This is a genomic window from Pontibacter sp. BAB1700, assembly GCF_000277005.1.
GTDB lineage: Bacteria > Bacteroidota > Bacteroidia > Cytophagales > Hymenobacteraceae > Pontibacter > Pontibacter lucknowensis.
In genome coordinates, this window is the sequence record NZ_AKIS01000043.1 from 1 (window position 1) to 16,151 (window position 16,151).

The following is a 16,151-nucleotide window of genomic DNA, read 5'->3' on the forward strand; positions in this document are numbered from 1 at the left end:
GGAACCCCGATCAGGCTGCATCCTGTGCGCTACGAGCTGCCTGCTGGCAACGTTCCCTTGCCTGATGCCTTCTTCGAAAGCCTGGCAAAGGAGCTCAAGCAGCACAATGTCAACACACTCATCTTGTCGGGAGCCCCCTTGCCATACACTAGGATGTTTGACATCTGCGACCAGTACGGACTGTACGTCATGCAGCAGATCGCGCCGCAGCCAGGTGCACCGATGGACGAGAAAACGAAGGCGGTGCTGCACATGCTGAAAGGGCGCACCTCCCTGCTTGCCTGGCTGCTACCGCCTGCTGAGAGTGTCACCAAAACATCCTCCCAGGCCCTGAGTGCGGAAATCAACAAGATAACGTACCGTCTCCCCATTATTGCGGCAGTGGATTTTCCAGCCCTTACGTCCGCACCTAAATGGAATAAGCTGGAAGCACACAAAAAATCAGCCTTGAGGCGGGCTTACCAGCCTGCGACTTTCATGCCCGAACTCACGGCCGACGGCAACAGCACCCTGAAAGTGGTCAATCGCTTTGACTTCATCCCGCTGGAGCAGGTGCGGGTGGAGTGGCAGGTGCTGAAAGACGGTGAGGCGGTGCAAAAGGGAAGTATAGCGGATGTGCGGGTTGTCACCAAAGGCTTCTCGGTCGTGCCGTTGCCAATCGATCTGAAAGAGTTTGCCGCAGACCCGACCTACTCTTTTTCCTTTCGCCTCCTAAAACAGGAAGGCACAACCTGGTCCGATCCAGACCATGAGTTGGCGATGGAGAAATTCATCTTTTCCGCAGATGGGGATAAGCCTTTATATTTAAAAAAATATATATCCAAAAACGAGTAGATTTTATGATGGGTTACTAACGGTCGGCTACTCCTCGTACTTCCGAAAGCCATTTGCTTGACCGGTGTTGGGTGCTAAAAGCAACATTGTTGAATGCTTGGGTAGGCGGAACAATCCTTATAATAATCAACTCAACTGACGGCAAGCTTATTAAGCTGACGCACGGGAAATGAGAACAACACCATACAATAAAAACTATAAGCCAGCTGCTCCGCCTTATGGCCAAATCCGTTAAATCATCCGACTCCCCAGGCTTCTTCTCTCTTACTTCTGTGGTGCATACTTGCATCTGCTCAGAAATAATCCCCTAATTACCTAGCATTACTCTTCGATCACAAAGAAATAAAGATGAATCCTACTTTCTTTTCACATTTTTCTGAATTTAGGAAATGGCTGGAGGAGCACCACAGCACACACTCAGAACTGGTTGTTGGTTTTTATAAAGTAGATAGCGGTAAACCCAGCATGACATGGAGCCAGTCCGTTGACCAGGCGCTTTGCTTTGGGTGGATCGATGGTGTGCGAAAATCGATCGACAGCACTAGTTACCTCATTCGGTTTACGCCACGGAAGTCTTCCAGCATATGGAGTGCTGTCAATATCAGGAAAGTGGCTGAACTTACGGGGCAAGGACTCATGCACGAGGCTGGGCTGGCCAGTTTCAACAACCGGACAGAGAGTAAATCAAAGATTTACGCTTATGAAAAAGCCGAGGTCACGCTTTCACCTGAGTTTGTACAGATGTTTGAAGCAAACGAAAAGGCATGGTCCTACTTTCAGTCACTTGCTACTTCTTACCGCAAAGCCTCCATCAATTGGGTGATGAGCGCAAAGCAGCACGTTACGCAAACGAAGCGCATCAAAGCACTTATTGCAGATAGCGAAGCGGGAACGAATCAGTGGAAAGACAATAAGTACCAGAAAAAAAGTAATTGAGTGAAGTACACACTTCAAGATTATTATAAGAAGCCAATAAGCCTTTTGAATTGACCAAATGCCTATCGTTAATAAAAATTCGCTGTAACATGACCCGGTATAGATCTTTTGAAACCGAACGCCTGCTGCTGATCCCAACTTCGGAAGATGATGCGGCTTTTATGTTGAAACTGCTCAATAGCCCGACCTGGATCAGGTATATTGGTGATCGGAACGTGCATTCTGTAGAGGAGGCGGCTGCTTATATCCGCAGTAAAGTCACTGAACAACTAGAGCGACTTGGGTATGCAAACTACACCGTTATCCGGAAGACAGACCAGGAGAAGCTGGGGGTTTGCGGGCTTTATGATCGGGAGGGGTTGGAAGGCATTGACATAGGGTTTGCATTCCTGCCGGAGCACGAGAAGAAAGGCTATGCCCTTGAAGCTGCCCTGGAAATAAAGCGAGCCGGTATAGAGGAGTTCGGCATTACCCAGATGAAGGCAATCACAGTAAAAGACAATGTGGCCTCACAAAGGTTGCTGGAGAAACTAGGCCTGAAGTTTAGCAAATTAGTAGAGCTGCCGAACGATCCGGAAGAGTTGCTTTTATACGAGTTGAAAGTCGATGACGAGGCAGCACACGCAAAGCATACCTACATCCATCCTGAATCAATCACATAGAAATCAATATGAACCCAATCCTGAGAAACATTTTAGCCGTTGTGGCCGGAGTCGTGGTCGGCAGTGCCGTCAACATGAGCATTATTATGGTGAGCGGTGCTGTTATTCCGCCACCTGCAGGTGTGGATACCACTACATCGGAGGGCCTGTCGGCAGGGATGCACCTGTTTGAACCGAAGCATTTTCTGATGCCCTTTATGGCGCATGCGCTGGGAACATTTGTGGGCGCACTGGTAGCTGCTTTTGTGGCTGCCACTCATAAAATGAAATTTGTGCTCGGTATAGGCGTCTTCTTTCTGGCCGGAGGTATAGCCAGTGTCTGGATGCTGCCTTCGCCAGTGTGGTTTGCCTTTGTTGACCTAACCATAGCCTATCTGCCCATGGCTTACCTGGCTGGGCTGTACGCCACCAGATGGCGCAGGAGCACAGCAGTGTTACCTGCTTATTGGAAATGTATAGCAACAAAAAAACCGGCTTAAGGGCCGGTTTTTTTATATCCATAGGTAATCCGCTCGGATTAGCCTTTGATCACTTCAGTTTCTTGCACAAGGTCAGTTGCCGGGGCGTTTTGCTCAGACACCTCAACGCTGGCAAAGTTGTAGGCTGGGCAGTAGGTCTTACAAGAAGTCATACCCAGTGCCAGGATGAATGCGCCGAATGCTGCTAATTTCTTCATGATAATATAGTTAGGTAAACGATGGTAATCCAAAAATACAATTTTTACTATAAATGCAAAACAGTATACGCAAATTTAACGCGCGCGGTCTTAAATTTCGTATCCCAATATGTTTAGCATCGATTCATAGGTCTGCTCTGGCGCAAACTGCCAGCTGATCAGCTTCCCGTCCTCATCACGATCCACCAGGATATGCTGTGGCGAAGGAATCAGGCAGTGCTTGATGCCACCATACCCGCTTAGCTGCTCCTGGTAGGCTCCAGTGTGGAAGAAACCAATGTAAAGCGGCTCATCTTTTGGCGCTTTCGGCAGGAACACCTGGAAGGAGTGCATCTCAGAGTTATAGTAGTCCTGGCTGTCGCAGGTCATACCGCCAAGCTGAATTTTGCGGTATTCCTTGTTCCAGTGGTTGATGGCCAGCAGTGGCCAGCGCTGGTTCAGTGCCCAGGCATCCGGCAGGTTCGTGATGAACGAGCCATCGATCATGTACCAAAGCTCCTTGTCGTTCTGCAGCTTCTCATCCAGGATAGAGTAGATGTTAGCGGCGCTCTCACCTACGGTAAAGATGCCAAACTCTGTGAAGATGTTCGGCTCCGGCACACCCTCTTCCTTGCAGATTCGCTTGATCGTGCGCAGAATTTCCTCGGTCATGTACTGGTAGTTGTAGTCCGCCTGAATGGAGGTTTTGATCGGGAAGCCACCGCCAATGTCGATGGTGTCCAGCTCCGGGCATACTTTTTTTACTTCGCAGTACTTGTGCACAAAGCGGCTCAGCTCCGACCAGTAATACGAGGTGTCCTTTATACCTGTGTTGATGAAGTAGTGCAGCATCTTGAGCTCAAAACGGTCGTCTGGCTTTATTTGCTGCTCATACAGGTCGATCACGTCGTTGTATCGCACACCCAGTCGGGAGGTATAGAATTCAAACTTCGGCTCTTCGTCCGAAGCCAGGCGTATACCTACTTTAGTCTTCGTGTTCACGTGCTCTTTGTAGTAGTCTATCTCGCCCAGGTGGTCGAGTATCGGCATACAGTTCACAAAGCCGTCGTTGATCAGCTCCGAAATCCACTGGCGGTAACGCTCACGCTTAAAGCCGTTGCAGATGATGTAGGTGTTCTTGTCGATTTTGCCCTTCTTGTGCAGTGCCCGCACGATCTGCATATCGTAACCCGATGAAGTCTCGATATGAATACCGTTTTTGAGAGCTTCCTCCATTACGAAAGAGAAGTGCGAAGCCTTGGTGCAGTAGCAATAGGTATAAGTACCCTGGTAATCCAGTTTCTGAATGGCATCGTTAAAAAGACGCTTTGCCTTCTGAATCTGAGAACTAATTTTGGGCAGGTATGTTAATTTTAAAGGAGTACCATACTGCTTGATCAGGTCCATCAGAGGAATACCGTTGAAGTACAATTCGTTGTTCTCTACAGTGAATTCTTCCGTTGGGAAATCAAACGTTTGGTGTATTAGGTCAGTGTATTTATCCATTATGGTGCTTGTGCTCTTAAGAAAACATGCAATATTGTTCGTTATTTACCATCTTTGCAAAAACTTAGTTCAATTTATATGAATCGTTCATGAAATTGTTCCTATTAGGCTCTTTATAGCCGGAAAATTTTGTGAAAGATGGAAGCTAGCGACGCAGAACATATAGATCTATGAAAAAGATTAAACTTATAGAAGTCAGGTCAGAGTTGGGGGCCGGAACACGCGGGGCGAGCATGGGAGTTGACGCGCTGCGGGTTGCCTGCTGGGATAAGGGCTGCGACTACTTCAAACGTTTCAACTCTATCAGCGTACCCGACCTTAACTATACCCTGTTCGACAGGGATCTGTTCCCGAATGCACACCGCATCGACAGTATCCTGACGGTGCAGAAGAACATTGCCAATGCCGTAGAGCAGACACTGGAGCTGGACATGTTTCCGCTCGTGCTGTCGGGCGATCACTCCAATGCCCACGGCACGATAGCAGGTATAAAATCAGCATACCCTGATAAAACGCTGGGTGTTATCTGGGTAGACGCACACGCCGACATCCACTCGCCGTATACCTCGCCATCGGGCAACGTGCACGGCATGCCGCTGGCCATGGCGCTCAACATCGACAACCTGGAGCGTCAGATAAATGACCCGGCACCAGAAACCGTTTTCTTCTGGAACTCGCTGAAGAAGCTGGGCTATGACGGCCCTAAGCTGAAGCCGGAGCACCTGGTATACATTGTCGTGCGCGATACCGAAGAGCCGGAAGATTACCTGATGACCAAACACGGTATCAAAAACTTTACCTATGCTGAGCTTAGGAAGAAGGGGCCGGAGCAGGTAGCCGCCGAAGCCCTCGGACGCCTGCAGGACTGCGACATCATCTATGTGTCATTTGACGTGGATAGCCTCGATTCGAAATTCTCGAAAGGAACCGGTACCCCGGTAGAGGTGGGCCTGACCGTAGAGGAGGCGAAGCTGCTGAATTACCACCTGTTGCAGGACCCGCGCATTGTGTGCTACGAAATGACCGAGATCAACCCGACGCTAGACACTGAAAACACCATGGCTGAGAACGCTTTCGACATACTCGAGACAGCCACCGACGCCATTTTACACCGAGAATTTAATAAAACAGCTATACATTAATTCACTTAATGCAACTTCAAAACGCCATCAGCCAAAGCATTAGCCAGGCACTTCAGGCTTTGTTTGGCCTTACTGTTGACGCTTCTACTATCGCCCTCCAGCCAACCCGCAAAGAGTTTGCCGGCAGCTTCACGTTCGTAACTTTCCCTTACACCAAGCAGGCCGGCAAAGGCCCTGAGCAGATCGGAGAGGCATTGGGTGCTTACCTGAAAGAGCATGCCACAGAGGTGAAGAACTTCAACGTGGTGAAGGGCTTCCTGAATCTGGAAATAGAGGAGAAGGTATGGGTGCGTCTGTTCCGTGAACTGATGACCAACCCAAGCCACGGGCAGGCAGCAGACTCTGGTAAGAAAGTGATGGTGGAATACTCTTCGCCTAATACGAACAAGCCGTTGCACCTGGGGCACCTTCGCAATAACTTCCTGGGTTACTCCGTGTCGGAGATCATGAAGGCCAACGGACATAACGTGATGAAGGCGAACCTGGTGAACGACCGTGGCATCCACATCTGCAAGTCCATGCTGGCTTACCAGAAAATGGGCAATGGCGAAACCCCGGAGAGCAGCGGCATGAAAGGCGACCACCTGGCTGGCAAATACTATGTGTTGTTCGACAAAGCTTACAAGGAGCAGATCGACGAGCTGGTAGCTGGTGGCATGGACAAGGAAGAGGCGAAGAAGAAGGCGCCGCTGATGCTGGAGGCACAGGCCATGCTGCAGCAGTGGGAGCAAGGCGACGAAGAAGTGGTATCCCTGTGGAAGACCATGAATGGTTGGGTATACGAAGGCTTCGATGCCACTTACCGCAACATCGGCGTTAATTTTGATAAGTTCTATTACGAGTCTGAGACTTATACTTTGGGTAAAGAGCGTGTGGATGAAGGCCTGCAGAAAGGCGTGTTCTTCAAAAAGCCAGACGGCTCGGTATGGGTGGACCTGACCGACGAAGGATTGGACGAGAAGCTCCTGCTCCGTTCTGACGGTACCTCGGTATACATTACCCAAGACCTGGGTACAGCCGAGCTAAAATACAACGACTTCCCGTATGACCAGTCGGTATACGTGGTGGCCGATGAGCAGAACTACCACTTCCAGGTACTGAAGGCTGTGCTGAAGAAGCTCGGCAAGCCATACGCAGAGGTATCTACCACCTGTCTTACGGCATGGTGGACCTGCCATCCGGCAAAATGAAATCAAGGGAAGGTACGGTAGTGGACGCCGATGAGCTGGTAGCCGAGATGATCGACACCGCCCGTCAGCAGACAGAGGAGCTTGGAAAGATCGAAGGCTTTACGCCGGAGGAAGCACAGCAGCTTTACCATACCCTCGCGATGGGCGCCCTGAAGTACTTCCTGCTGAAGGTGGACCCTAAGAAGCGTATGCTCTTCAACCCGCAGGAGTCGATTGACTTCCGTGGCAACACAGGGCCATTTGTGCAGTACACGCACGCTCGAATCTCTGCCATCCTGCGCAAGGCGGGTGAGATGGGCATTGCCGTAGACGCCGCTTCTTTCGGTGACTTCAACAACCTGCACGAAGCAGAGCAGGAGGTGATCGTGCAGCTGGTAAATTATCCGGAGGTGGTGAAAGAAGCCGGCAAGCTTTACGCCCCGTCTGTTATCGCGAACTACGCCTACGAACTGGCCAAAGCCTATAACCGTTTCTACCAGGAGATCTCGATCTTTAACGAAACCGACGAGCAGGCCCGCAACTTCCGCATCGCCCTCTCTGCCATGGTAGCCCGCTTCGTGCGCGAAAGCATGAGCCTGCTAGGTATAGAAGTGCCGGAGCGAATGTAAAGATAAGGGAAGCTAGCTTGGGAAATGTGTCATCCCCCTGCCCCCTTCAAAGGGGGACTTTTCATGGAACATGTACAATCAGCAAAACAAAATTACCCTAAAGAGGTTTTTAGCCAGTATCTATACCTTAAGTAAAGCTAACATGAAGCGCAGCACACAACTTTTGACAGTAGCAATGGTACTAGGTGTATCAGTAGCCTGTACAGGCGGATCATCTAATGCAAACCAAACAAACGATATGGCAACAGAGACCAATCAGACGGCACAAACTAACGGATTCCATTCCTTCAAAATCGAAAGTCTTGACGGGAAAGAGATTGACTTCTCGAAGTTCAAGGGTAAGAAAGTGCTGGTGGTGAACACCGCTTCGGAGTGTGGCTATACCCCACAGTATGCCGACCTGCAGAAGCTCCACGAGACGCATGGCGATAAGGTGGTAATTCTGGGCTTCCCGGCAAACAACTTTGGCGGACAGGAGCCAGGTTCAGAAGAGGAGATTGCGGCTTTCTGCCAGAAGAACTACGGCGTGACTTTCCAGATGATGGAGAAGGTATCCGTGAAAGGCGATGACCAGCACCCGCTTTACCAGTGGCTGGCCAAAAACAGCCCGAACAACGACGAGCCGAGCTGGAACTTCAGCAAGTACCTGATCGACGAAAACGGCAAAGTAGTGGCCTTCTATCCGTCTAAAGTGAAGCCGATGGGAGAGGAGATCCTGGCGGCGATTCAGAAGTAATGACATCAGGTATAGGCACTGATGCTATACCTGATATTTGAGAAAAATACCTTGAACACAACACAACACATTCCGCAGAATCCAGGTCTGGTAAAGGCCTGGATTTCCGCTTTTAGGCCGCGTACGCTGCCACTGGCCTTTTCCTGTATCGGTATGGGGGGCTTTATGGCCGCTGCTTACGGTGCCTTTGATGCCGTAGTGGTGGGCCTCTGCGTACTCACGACGCTCTTCCTGCAGATACTCTCCAACCTGGCTAACGACTATGGCGACTCCATACACGGCGCCGACAGTGAGCACCGGGAAGGACCGAAGCGGGCGGTGCAGGCGGGCCATATCAAAGCCGAGCACATGAAGAAGGGGATGGCCGTGTTCAGCCTGCTGTCGCTGGTGTCGGGTTTGCTGCTGTTGTGGGTGGCTTTCGGTGCCGAAGGCATATACCTGTTCCTGGTCTTTCTTGCTCTTGGACTGGCTTCTATCTGGGCCGCCATTAACTATACAGCTGGCTCCAAACCTTATGGTTATGCCGGCCTGGGCGATATCTTCGTGTTCGTATTCTTCGGCTTGGTGGGTGTGCTGGGTACTTTCTTTTTGCAGGCGCAGTCGCTGCCCATGCTGGTGATTCTGCCGGCCATGGTTTGCGGCTTCTTCTCTACAGCCGTACTCAACGTGAACAACATTCGCGACATCAAATCCGATGTGCTGGCAGGCAAGCGCTCCATCCCTGTGCGTCTGGGACCTGTGCGGGCGCGCATTTATCACCTGGTGCTGCTGGCCGGAGGCGTGCTTAGTGCATTGGCTTACGTACTGCTCAACTTTTATAGCGTGTGGCAGTTTCTGTTTGTGCTGGCTGTACCACTTGTGTTAGTCAATGCCGTGAAGGTATGGCAAAAGCAAACGTCATCAGAACTCGACCCATACCTGAAGCAGATGGCGATTACGACCATGCTGTTTGTGCTGCTTTTTGGGATAGGCCAAGTGGTGGCTTAATCAGTTTTGATCAGTTACTAAAGCAGGTCGCTGCTCTGTATGATTTTTCCGCCGCTGGCCAGCATGTCGGCACGAGCAGCGGCATAGCCTTCCTGACTGATCGGGCGGGTCGCATCTTCAATAAAATACTTTTCAAACCCTTCGCCGAGAGCATCTTTGGCGGAGTAGTACACGCAGTAGTCGGCGGCAAGCCCTGCCAGGTATACCTGAGTCACACCTTTGCCACGCAGGTAGTCCGCTAAGCCAGTTGATTTTAGACGACCATTGTCATAAAAGCCACTGTAGCTGTCGATCTCCGGGTTGGTGCCTTTTCTGAAAATAGCTTCAATTTTTCTGGTCTCGAGGGCAGGGGCGAGGTCGGCTCCGGAGGTGTTTTGCAGACAGTGGTCAGGCCAGAGCACCTGTGGCAGACCGAGTAGTTCGGTCGTTTCGAACGGGCTTTTTCCTTCGTGGTTGGAGGCAAAACTCTTGTGGTCGGCCGGGTGCCAGTCCTGTGTCGCCACCACCAGGTCAAACTGCTCCTGTAGTTGGTTCACGATAGGGATGATCAGATCACCTTCCGGAACTGCGAGTGCGCCGCCAGGTAAGAAGTCGTTTTGTATGTCGATGAGCAATAATGCTTTCATGGGTATAAGCTAGGTATAAGTATAGGTGCAAGCCAGTCTGATATGCTAAGTTAAGCATTGCTTGCCTAAATCGTATCAGGTTACCCCGCTGTTCATGGCCTTGCCTGATACCACTATAAGGTTCTCAATATAATAGTAAAGTTAATGCTTTAATCCAGCCCGTCCGTCAGGTTGGCCAGCGGAGGCTTGTGGTCTTCCTGGTATATTTCGAAGTAAACTGTGTCGCCGATCGACTCCACCACATTCGCCTGCTTGATCACGTCCTGGTAGGTGTCATAACAGTTCAGTGCCTTCTTCATGATTTCTATGTCCTCGGGTCGCAGCTTCACTTCGCAGTCGATCAGGTCGGGCCTGCTGTGCTTCATCAGGAATTTGCCGGATTGCAGCGGCTGTTCTGTTTTGTTTGGCAGCGTCAGGAAAGCCAGCCTTTTCAGGTAATCAGAGCCGCCCTCTTTCATCTCCAGGAATACCCGCTTAACGACAGCGTGCATCACGAGGTGATCATGAAAGCCGCTTACCCCATGCACCGGGTAGGATACGATGACCTGCGGCTCTATCTGCCGGATGTGCGCCTTTACCACCTTCTCAATCTCACGTGGGTCCATCTCGGCCAGTTTGCTGTCGGGCAGGTCGAGCACCGTCATGCCTGTCAGGCCGAGCACCCGCTCCACGGCCAGCATTTCCTTGTACCTGACATCGCCCATCTCTTCCACGCTCAGGCCCAGTTCATGCCGCACCTTGGTGGCACCGCCCCTGGTGAGGGTGAACAGGTATACCTGGTGCCCTTGCTCCAGTTGCTGCCACATAACAGGGGCCGGACCGAAGGATTCATCATCGGGATGCGGGAAGATATAGAGAATGCGCATGATGGGGGTTTTGGTTTAAGTGTTTGGATGCTCACTTAAACGGAGAAAAGCGCCGGATCGGTTTGCAGGATATAGGCAAATCGGGTTTAGCAGGATGTCCTACAGGCTACAATGGTTTGGGTTGGAGCTATTTGGCTTGTTAAACTTGAAACTCCCCCTTTCAATTCTGATAAATTCCTCAGGGTTTTGTTCATGAAAGAGAATGCCTTCGAAGCTTCCTTTTATGGACTGAAGTGCGACATAGCCTGGCAGCGGCAATATTTCATCTACCCTTACCTGAAAAGAATTAGGTGTATTCACATACCTGGTAGAAGTGCCATCGGCGTGCGTGATCAGGTAATAAGCATAGGAGTCGAAAATTTCCTGATAAGTGCCGGTCGTATGGTAAGTGCCCTTTTTATGTACTCCTGTAATTTGGATCTCAAGCAGGTCATCTGCTTGCATGTCACTCTTGCCGGAGTTGCTGTGCGCTGTGATTGTAAAAGCTGGTGAGGAAATGTCATTTACCGTATGAACTGACCAGGCGCCGTTAAACCTGCTTCTGCATTTATCGCCATCAATTGCTGTCGGCTGCCAGCTCTGACCATCAAGCTCCAAAGCAAGTTCATTAACCACAATAGGTTCTTCGGGACCAGGATCCTTCTTCTCACAGCCGGAAAATAGAAACAGCGCCAGGCACAGGAAAGCAAGCGCTTTGTTCTTCTGAATAGCTATTGACTGCATCTGTACTTATTTAACAGTGTGGGGTTAAGTTGTTTACTTGACTAGCCTGCTTTTGTTGTAACTCTGTGTTATTCCTTTATTTGATTGAGAAGAAAGCTATTATTCACCTTTTTTCAACCCGCTCAGGATAGGAGAGTAAAGTTGTCTCACAGCTAATTTCCAATTCCCCTTCTCGTCTTTTTCATTCAGAATCGGTGCTCCTTTGTTTACTTCTCGCACAATTCCGTTTCTGTCCACAAAGATATTTGGTTTTCAGAGCAGTCTCTTTTGCTTCTGTTCAGAGAAAGGCTTTTTAAGTTAGACCAGGAGCCACCTCGCTGAGCGGCTCCCGGAGCTAACCTAACAAAATTTTAATTCGCACCGCCCCCGCCTGACTGCTCTCCGGCTTTCACATCGTCATTTTTGATGCCACGCTTCTTGCGGGCAATGTCTCCCTTCAGTTTGCCGAAGCGGTAGTTGAAAGCAACGCTGTAGCGGCGCATTACATTGAAATTCTCTTGGCGCTGCGTGAACTGCGGATCATTGATCTCGTTCAGGAAGCGACGGTTCTTCTGGAACGGGCTGTTCACTGAGAAGCTGAGGGTCGCTTTATTGTCTTTCAGGAACTGCTTGCTTACCGAAAGGCTATTCCAGATATACCCGGCTGAGCGGCCCTGCAACAAAATGCGTGACGAATAATAGCCAATGTTGCCGCTTGCCCGCCAGCCCTTGTCGAAGCGGTAGCTCGAGTAACCAAACACATTGTAAGTAAAGCCCTCGTTGTTCTGTGGCACGCCGTCGATGACGCTGGTCAGCTTCACGTAGTTGGTAGTGGAGTTCAGATTGATGCTCAGCTTTTTGAACAGTGTGGTGTTGCCGCTCAGGGAAAAGCCGTAAGTCTGGTTGCGGCCTATGTTGCCATAGGTAGTACGGGCAACGGTGTCAGATCCAAGCGTGGTATAGCTCTGGATGGAGTTGTTCGTGAAGTTATGGAAGATGCTTGCATTTACAGATGTCCCCTTCACGAATGTGTTATAAGCCAGGTTGAACACATTGTTTGTGGCAGGATCGAGTTTCGGATTACCAAAGCTGATGTTGCGCGGGTCGATCTGATTTACATACGGGTTGAGGTAGTAAAGACTCGGACGCTCGATGCGCTGTGTATAGGACAAACGCATGGTGCTGGCACCTTTCAACTTGCGCGACAACGTAATGTTCGGGATCAGGTTGAAGTAGTCCGGAGTAGCCACTGTTCCCGATGACTTAAAGTTCGCGTCGATTTTAGTCTCTTCCAGACGTGCACCGGTTTTCAGACCCCAATCGCCTTTTTTGAGGCTGAGAGAGGTATAGGCCGCATAAATATCCTGGCGGTAGTCGAAACTGTTGGTCAGGTTCTCATCGATCACGAAATTGCCTGTTTCGGGGTTTTGGTTGCTGTAGAAATAATCGCTGCTGTTCAGTCGTAAGATTGTTTTCACACCAAACTCGAGGGTATGCTTTTTGATCGGCTGCACATAATCAGCCTGCATGGTGTGTTCTACTGAACTGCCGTCATTGTCCGTCTGGCTTACCTGGCCATTGAAGTTGAGCACTGGGTCCAGTATGAAGTCTGAGCCGCTGCCATTGCCGCTGTTACTTAGCCTGTAAGAAAGGGTGAACAGCTGATCTTTGTTTTTCTTGAAGGTGCGCTGGTAGTCAGCACCAAAGTCGCTGCCTCTCCAGGTAAAGTTGCCATTGTTCAAACGTGTGTAAGCCTGGGTCAGTGCCCCTGTGGAGTTAAACAGATCGAACACGCTGCGCCAGTGTGTTATTACCGTTGTTCATGTTCATGCTGAAGTTGGCCGTGAACAGGTTTAGGGTGTCCATTTCGTAGCTGAACTCACCGCTCGCATACTGATAGGTGTTATCGTTTCGGCTTTCTCCAATCTGCTGCAGCACCGTCTGGCGTATGTTGTCTTCACGGTACAGGTTGTTGCTGTTAGGTGGGCTGTAATAGGAGCCGGTACCAAAATAGCCTGAAAAACCCGCCTTGCCAACTTTGGCTGTCAGGTAGCCGCCAAAGTTGCTTCCTCTTGGGGTGGATACCTGCGCATTCACAGAGCCATTGTAGCCGCCAATGTTCTTTTTATGTGTGATGATGTTGATGATGCCGCCCACGCCTTCGGCTTCGTATTTGGATGGTGGGTTGGTGATCACTTCAATGCTTTTGATGGTACTGGCTGGCATACTACGGAATACGTCTTTCGGGCTGCGTACAAACAGTGATGAGGTTTTGCCATTGACAAGTACCCGGTAGTTGCTGTTGCCATTCAGTTTGATGTTGTCCTCAGCATCCAGGCTCAATAGCGGCACCTTGCGGAGCATGTCCAGGGCTGTCATGGTCTGGCTTTCGGGGTCGGCATCTACGTTGTAGGTGAGCTTGTCGATGTCCTGCTCCACCAGCAGCTTCTCCGTCACGATCTGCACTTCCTTTAGTTGTTTGGCCGATGAAACCAAGGGCAACCTGCCCAGGTCGATGGTTGTGCCGGTAAAAGCCGGAAGAGGCAGCACTTTTGTTTTGTAGCCTACATATGAGAGCACCAATTGGTATTGCTTCAACTCAAGGCCCGTCAGCTCAAAGGAGCCATTGTCTTTCGTAAAAGTGCTTTTGATTGTCTGGTTCTTTCCTGCTTCCTGTATCACTACCGTGACGTAGTCCAGAGAGGCCTGTGTTGCAGAGTCAGCTACGATGCCTTTGATGGTGCCTGTCGGTGCCGGTAACTGAGCAAAAGCCGGGCATGCCAGGCACCAGAGGAGTGCCAGCAGTAAAGTTTGTTTCATATAGAGTTAAAAATGGTTAGAATAACGCTGGCAGCCTTTGGTTGCGAAGCCAAAGTTCCTCACTTCACATGAACCGGGGGCTTAACCGAGCATACATGCAGAGGAGCGTAAGTTGTAACGAGTAGAAAGGTATTAAATAATATATATTATTCTGTAAATATTATATAAACGCACGTTTTCTCTAGATGAAAAGGCGTTTTGACCTATAAAATTAGTTATTGGGTAAAATAAAGTGTGGGAGATGGGAGCATGTCATGTATAACCGATGTTAAACAGAAAGGGCCTCTCCGGTAGGAAAGGCCCTTTCTGTTTAGTTATTGTCCTGTGAAAATGGCGGCTTGCTGTTCTGCGGATTAGAATCGCTCGGCTTGTTGCGGTTGCGGTTGCGATTCCTGTTCCTGTTGCGGTTTGGTTTCTGGCCGCCTTCCTGCCCTTCTGTCTTTGGAGTGCCTTGCTCACCTCTTGGCTGCGGGTTGGCTGCCTTTATCGGTCTGTTGTTGCCTTCGTTGCGTGGGGCTGAGCCTTCCGGCTTCGGCCCTCTGCGGCGATTGCGGTCTCTGCCACCGCCTTCGCCTGAACGCGGGCTACCGCCTGGTCTTCCTCCACCTGTTCTTGCGCCGCCTTTTCCGCCACGGCCACGGCCCATGTCACGGCGCGTCGGGTCGAATACCGGAGCAGGGCCAAAGCCCTCCGGAAGCGGAAGTTTAGGAAGGTCGCGCTCAATGAGTTGCTCAACCTTGCGTACACGGTACATGTCGTTCTCGTTCACGAACGTGATGGCCATACCTGTAGAGGCGGCCCGGGCTGTACGGCCCACACGGTGCACATAGTCTTCAGCATCCTGCGGCATGTCAAAATTCACCACATGGCTCAGGCTATCGATGTCTATACCTCTGGATAGGATATCCGTAGCCACCAGAATCTGGTACTTACGATTCTTGAACCCCTGCAGCGCTTTTTCACGCTCCTCCTGTGTCAGGTCGGACATAATGCCCTCGGCTTCAAAACCCATCTTGCGCAGCGAGCGCACAATTTGATTTACGTTTGACTTGCGGGAGGTGAAGATGATCATGTTCTGCACTTCCAACTCCCGGATCAGGTGCTCCAGCAAAGGCAATTTCTGATTGTCGTAAGTCAGGTAAAGGCGCTGGTCAATCCCTTCGGCCGGCTTGGATATGGCCAGGTTAATCTCTTCAGGCTGCTGCAGGATCTGCTGCGACAGGTCACGGATCTTCTTCGGCATGGTAGCTGAGAAGAGGAGTGTCTGGCGTTCGGCAGGCAATGCACGCACGATTTTCAGGATGTCATCCATAAAACCCATGTCCAGCATCTTGTCAGCCTCGTCGAGTACCAGGTACTTCAGCTGGTCCAGTTTCACGTAGCCCAGGGCCATATGCGACATCAGACGTCCTGGCGTGGCTATGATAATATCGGCTCCACCGGTGAGGGCGCGCTTTTGTTGCTCCCACTCGTCGCCTTTGCTGCCACCGTAGATGGCAATAGAACTAACCGGGGCAAAATAGCCCAGGCCTTCTACCTGTTCATCAATCTGCTTCGCCAGTTCGCGGGTAGGAACCAATATAAGGGTGCTGGTGAAATCATAATTAGCGTGCGAAATGCGATCAATCAGCGGTAGCAGGTAAGCGGCAGTCTTGCCAGTACCTGTCTGAGCGCAGGCGATAATATCCTTCTGCTCTAGTATAAGCGGGATGGCTTGCTGTTGTACCGGGGTCGGGGTGTTGTATCCCATCGACTCAATGCCGGTGATTACATCATCGTGTAAGTTAAATGAACGAAAATCCAAAGTTATCTCCTTAAAATTATTTTTATGGCCTAGCGGCCTTTAAACCGCGATAATTGTGGTAAAGATAAGATTTTTAT

Annotated in this window: 17 protein-coding genes and 1 pseudogene; 9 read left to right on the forward strand and 9 right to left on the reverse strand. The window is 50.4% G+C overall.

The features are described 5' to 3' along the window. The 5 genes from O71_RS05920 to O71_RS05935 all read left to right on the forward strand — a co-directional run. The coding region (locus tag O71_RS05920; protein ID WP_007654326.1) for a DUF4981 domain-containing protein at positions 1-834 on the forward strand (834 nt) is incomplete at its 5' end. Between the two features lie 53 nt (positions 835-887). Then, the gene (locus tag O71_RS27100; RefSeq protein WP_071530840.1) at positions 888-1,007 is read left to right on the forward strand and encodes an NTF2 fold immunity protein; all 120 of its coding nucleotides are present in this window, start codon (positions 888-890) and stop codon (positions 1,005-1,007) included. Between the two features lie 292 nt (positions 1,008-1,299). Continuing rightward, positions 1,300-1,770 carry a YdeI family protein gene (locus O71_RS05925; protein WP_237717725.1) on the forward strand — a complete coding sequence of 157 codons (471 nt, stop codon included), beginning with the start codon at positions 1,300-1,302 and terminating at the stop codon, positions 1,768-1,770. Between the two features lie 89 nt (positions 1,771-1,859). Beyond that, complete coding sequence (locus tag O71_RS05930; RefSeq protein ID WP_007654328.1) at positions 1,860-2,432, forward strand: GNAT family N-acetyltransferase; 573 nt, start codon at positions 1,860-1,862, stop codon at positions 2,430-2,432. 8 nt (positions 2,433-2,440) lie between these two features. Further along, entirely contained in the window at positions 2,441-2,911 is a 471-nt protein-coding gene (locus tag O71_RS05935) for a hypothetical protein (protein WP_007654329.1), read from the forward strand. A gap of 38 nt (positions 2,912-2,949) precedes the next feature. Here O71_RS05935 and O71_RS23705 read toward each other — a convergent pair whose 3' ends face one another. Beyond that, positions 2,950-3,108 carry a hypothetical protein gene (locus tag O71_RS23705; RefSeq protein WP_155800585.1) on the reverse strand — a complete coding sequence of 53 codons (159 nt, stop codon included), beginning with the start codon at positions 3,106-3,108 and terminating at the stop codon, positions 2,950-2,952. Positions 3,109-3,198: 90 nt separating this feature from the next. After that, positions 3,199-4,593, reverse strand: coding sequence for a decarboxylase (locus O71_RS05940; RefSeq protein ID WP_007654330.1), 1,395 nt, complete (start codon positions 4,591-4,593; stop codon positions 3,199-3,201). 170 nt (positions 4,594-4,763) lie between these two features. Here O71_RS05940 and rocF point away from each other — a divergent pair, with 170 nt between their 5' ends. The 4 genes and pseudogenes from rocF to O71_RS05960 all read left to right on the forward strand — a co-directional run bounded on the left by rocF (position 4,764) and on the right by O71_RS05960 (position 9,256). After that, on the forward strand, positions 4,764-5,735 hold the full coding sequence (rocF, locus tag O71_RS05945) for an arginase (RefSeq protein WP_040573780.1): 972 nt from the start codon (positions 4,764-4,766) through the stop codon (positions 5,733-5,735). An 8-nt stretch (positions 5,736-5,743) separates the two neighbouring features. After that, positions 5,744-7,533: pseudogene (gene argS, locus O71_RS05950) on the forward strand (arginine--tRNA ligase). A gap of 238 nt (positions 7,534-7,771) precedes the next feature. Further along, positions 7,772-8,269 (forward strand): glutathione peroxidase, encoded by a 498-nt coding sequence (locus O71_RS05955; RefSeq protein ID WP_143732077.1) that lies wholly within the window; start codon positions 7,772-7,774, stop codon positions 8,267-8,269. Positions 8,270-8,320: 51 nt separating this feature from the next. Then, entirely contained in the window at positions 8,321-9,256 is a 936-nt protein-coding gene (locus tag O71_RS05960) for a 1,4-dihydroxy-2-naphthoate polyprenyltransferase (protein WP_143732079.1), read from the forward strand. A gap of 17 nt (positions 9,257-9,273) precedes the next feature. Here O71_RS05960 and pncA read toward each other — a convergent pair whose 3' ends face one another. The 7 genes from pncA to O71_RS05990 form a co-directional block, all read right to left on the reverse strand. Beyond that, complete coding sequence (gene pncA / locus O71_RS05965; protein WP_007654334.1) at positions 9,274-9,882, reverse strand: bifunctional nicotinamidase/pyrazinamidase; 609 nt, start codon at positions 9,880-9,882, stop codon at positions 9,274-9,276. Between the two features lie 149 nt (positions 9,883-10,031). Continuing rightward, positions 10,032-10,748, reverse strand: coding sequence for a PIG-L deacetylase family protein (locus O71_RS05970; RefSeq protein ID WP_007654335.1), 717 nt, complete (start codon positions 10,746-10,748; stop codon positions 10,032-10,034). 99 nt (positions 10,749-10,847) lie between these two features. Continuing rightward, positions 10,848-11,471: a DUF5025 domain-containing protein gene (locus O71_RS05975; protein ID WP_007654336.1), complete on the reverse strand. Its 624-nt coding sequence runs from the start codon at positions 11,469-11,471 to the stop codon at positions 10,848-10,850. A gap of 99 nt (positions 11,472-11,570) precedes the next feature. Further along, positions 11,571-11,708 carry a hypothetical protein gene (locus O71_RS23710; RefSeq protein WP_155800588.1) on the reverse strand — a complete coding sequence of 46 codons (138 nt, stop codon included), beginning with the start codon at positions 11,706-11,708 and terminating at the stop codon, positions 11,571-11,573. A gap of 113 nt (positions 11,709-11,821) precedes the next feature. Next, entirely contained in the window at positions 11,822-13,243 is a 1,422-nt protein-coding gene (locus O71_RS05980) for an outer membrane beta-barrel family protein (protein WP_040573782.1), read from the reverse strand. After that, positions 13,227-14,270 carry a carboxypeptidase-like regulatory domain-containing protein gene (locus tag O71_RS05985; RefSeq protein ID WP_040573784.1) on the reverse strand — a complete coding sequence of 348 codons (1,044 nt, stop codon included), beginning with the start codon at positions 14,268-14,270 and terminating at the stop codon, positions 13,227-13,229. Before O71_RS05985 ends, O71_RS05980 begins: the two co-directional genes overlap by 17 nt. Before the next feature lie 310 nt (positions 14,271-14,580). Beyond that, complete coding sequence (locus tag O71_RS05990; RefSeq protein WP_007654337.1) at positions 14,581-16,020, reverse strand: DEAD/DEAH box helicase; 1,440 nt, start codon at positions 16,018-16,020, stop codon at positions 14,581-14,583. Between the last annotated feature and the right edge of the window lie 131 nt (positions 16,021-16,151).

What these genes read in the sequence shown, in the direction of transcription:
- pncA (WP_007654334.1), bottom strand. Translation starts at nt 9,882, where the DNA reads ATGAAAGCATTATTGCTCATCGACATACAAAACGACTTCTTACCTGGC.
- O71_RS05935 (WP_007654329.1), top strand. Translation starts at nt 2,441, where the DNA reads ATGAACCCAATCCTGAGAAACATTTTAGCCGTTGTGGCCGGAGTCGTG.
- O71_RS05970 (WP_007654335.1), bottom strand. Translation starts at nt 10,748, where the DNA reads ATGCGCATTCTCTATATCTTCCCGCATCCCGATGATGAATCCTTCGGT.
- O71_RS23705 (WP_155800585.1), bottom strand. Translation starts at nt 3,108, where the DNA reads ATGAAGAAATTAGCAGCATTCGGCGCATTCATCCTGGCACTGGGTATG.
- O71_RS05925 (WP_237717725.1), top strand. Translation starts at nt 1,300, where the DNA reads ATGACATGGAGCCAGTCCGTTGACCAGGCGCTTTGCTTTGGGTGGATC.
- O71_RS05940 (WP_007654330.1), bottom strand. Translation starts at nt 4,593, where the DNA reads ATGGATAAATACACTGACCTAATACACCAAACGTTTGATTTCCCAACG.
- O71_RS05955 (WP_143732077.1), top strand. Translation starts at nt 7,772, where the DNA reads ATGGCAACAGAGACCAATCAGACGGCACAAACTAACGGATTCCATTCC.
- O71_RS05990 (WP_007654337.1), bottom strand. Translation starts at nt 16,020, where the DNA reads ATGGGATACAACACCCCGACCCCGGTACAACAGCAAGCCATCCCGCTT.
- O71_RS05975 (WP_007654336.1), bottom strand. Translation starts at nt 11,471, where the DNA reads ATGCAGTCAATAGCTATTCAGAAGAACAAAGCGCTTGCTTTCCTGTGC.
- O71_RS05930 (WP_007654328.1), top strand. Translation starts at nt 1,860, where the DNA reads ATGACCCGGTATAGATCTTTTGAAACCGAACGCCTGCTGCTGATCCCA.
- rocF (WP_040573780.1), top strand. Translation starts at nt 4,764, where the DNA reads ATGAAAAAGATTAAACTTATAGAAGTCAGGTCAGAGTTGGGGGCCGGA.
- O71_RS05985 (WP_040573784.1), bottom strand. Translation starts at nt 14,270, where the DNA reads ATGAAACAAACTTTACTGCTGGCACTCCTCTGGTGCCTGGCATGCCCG.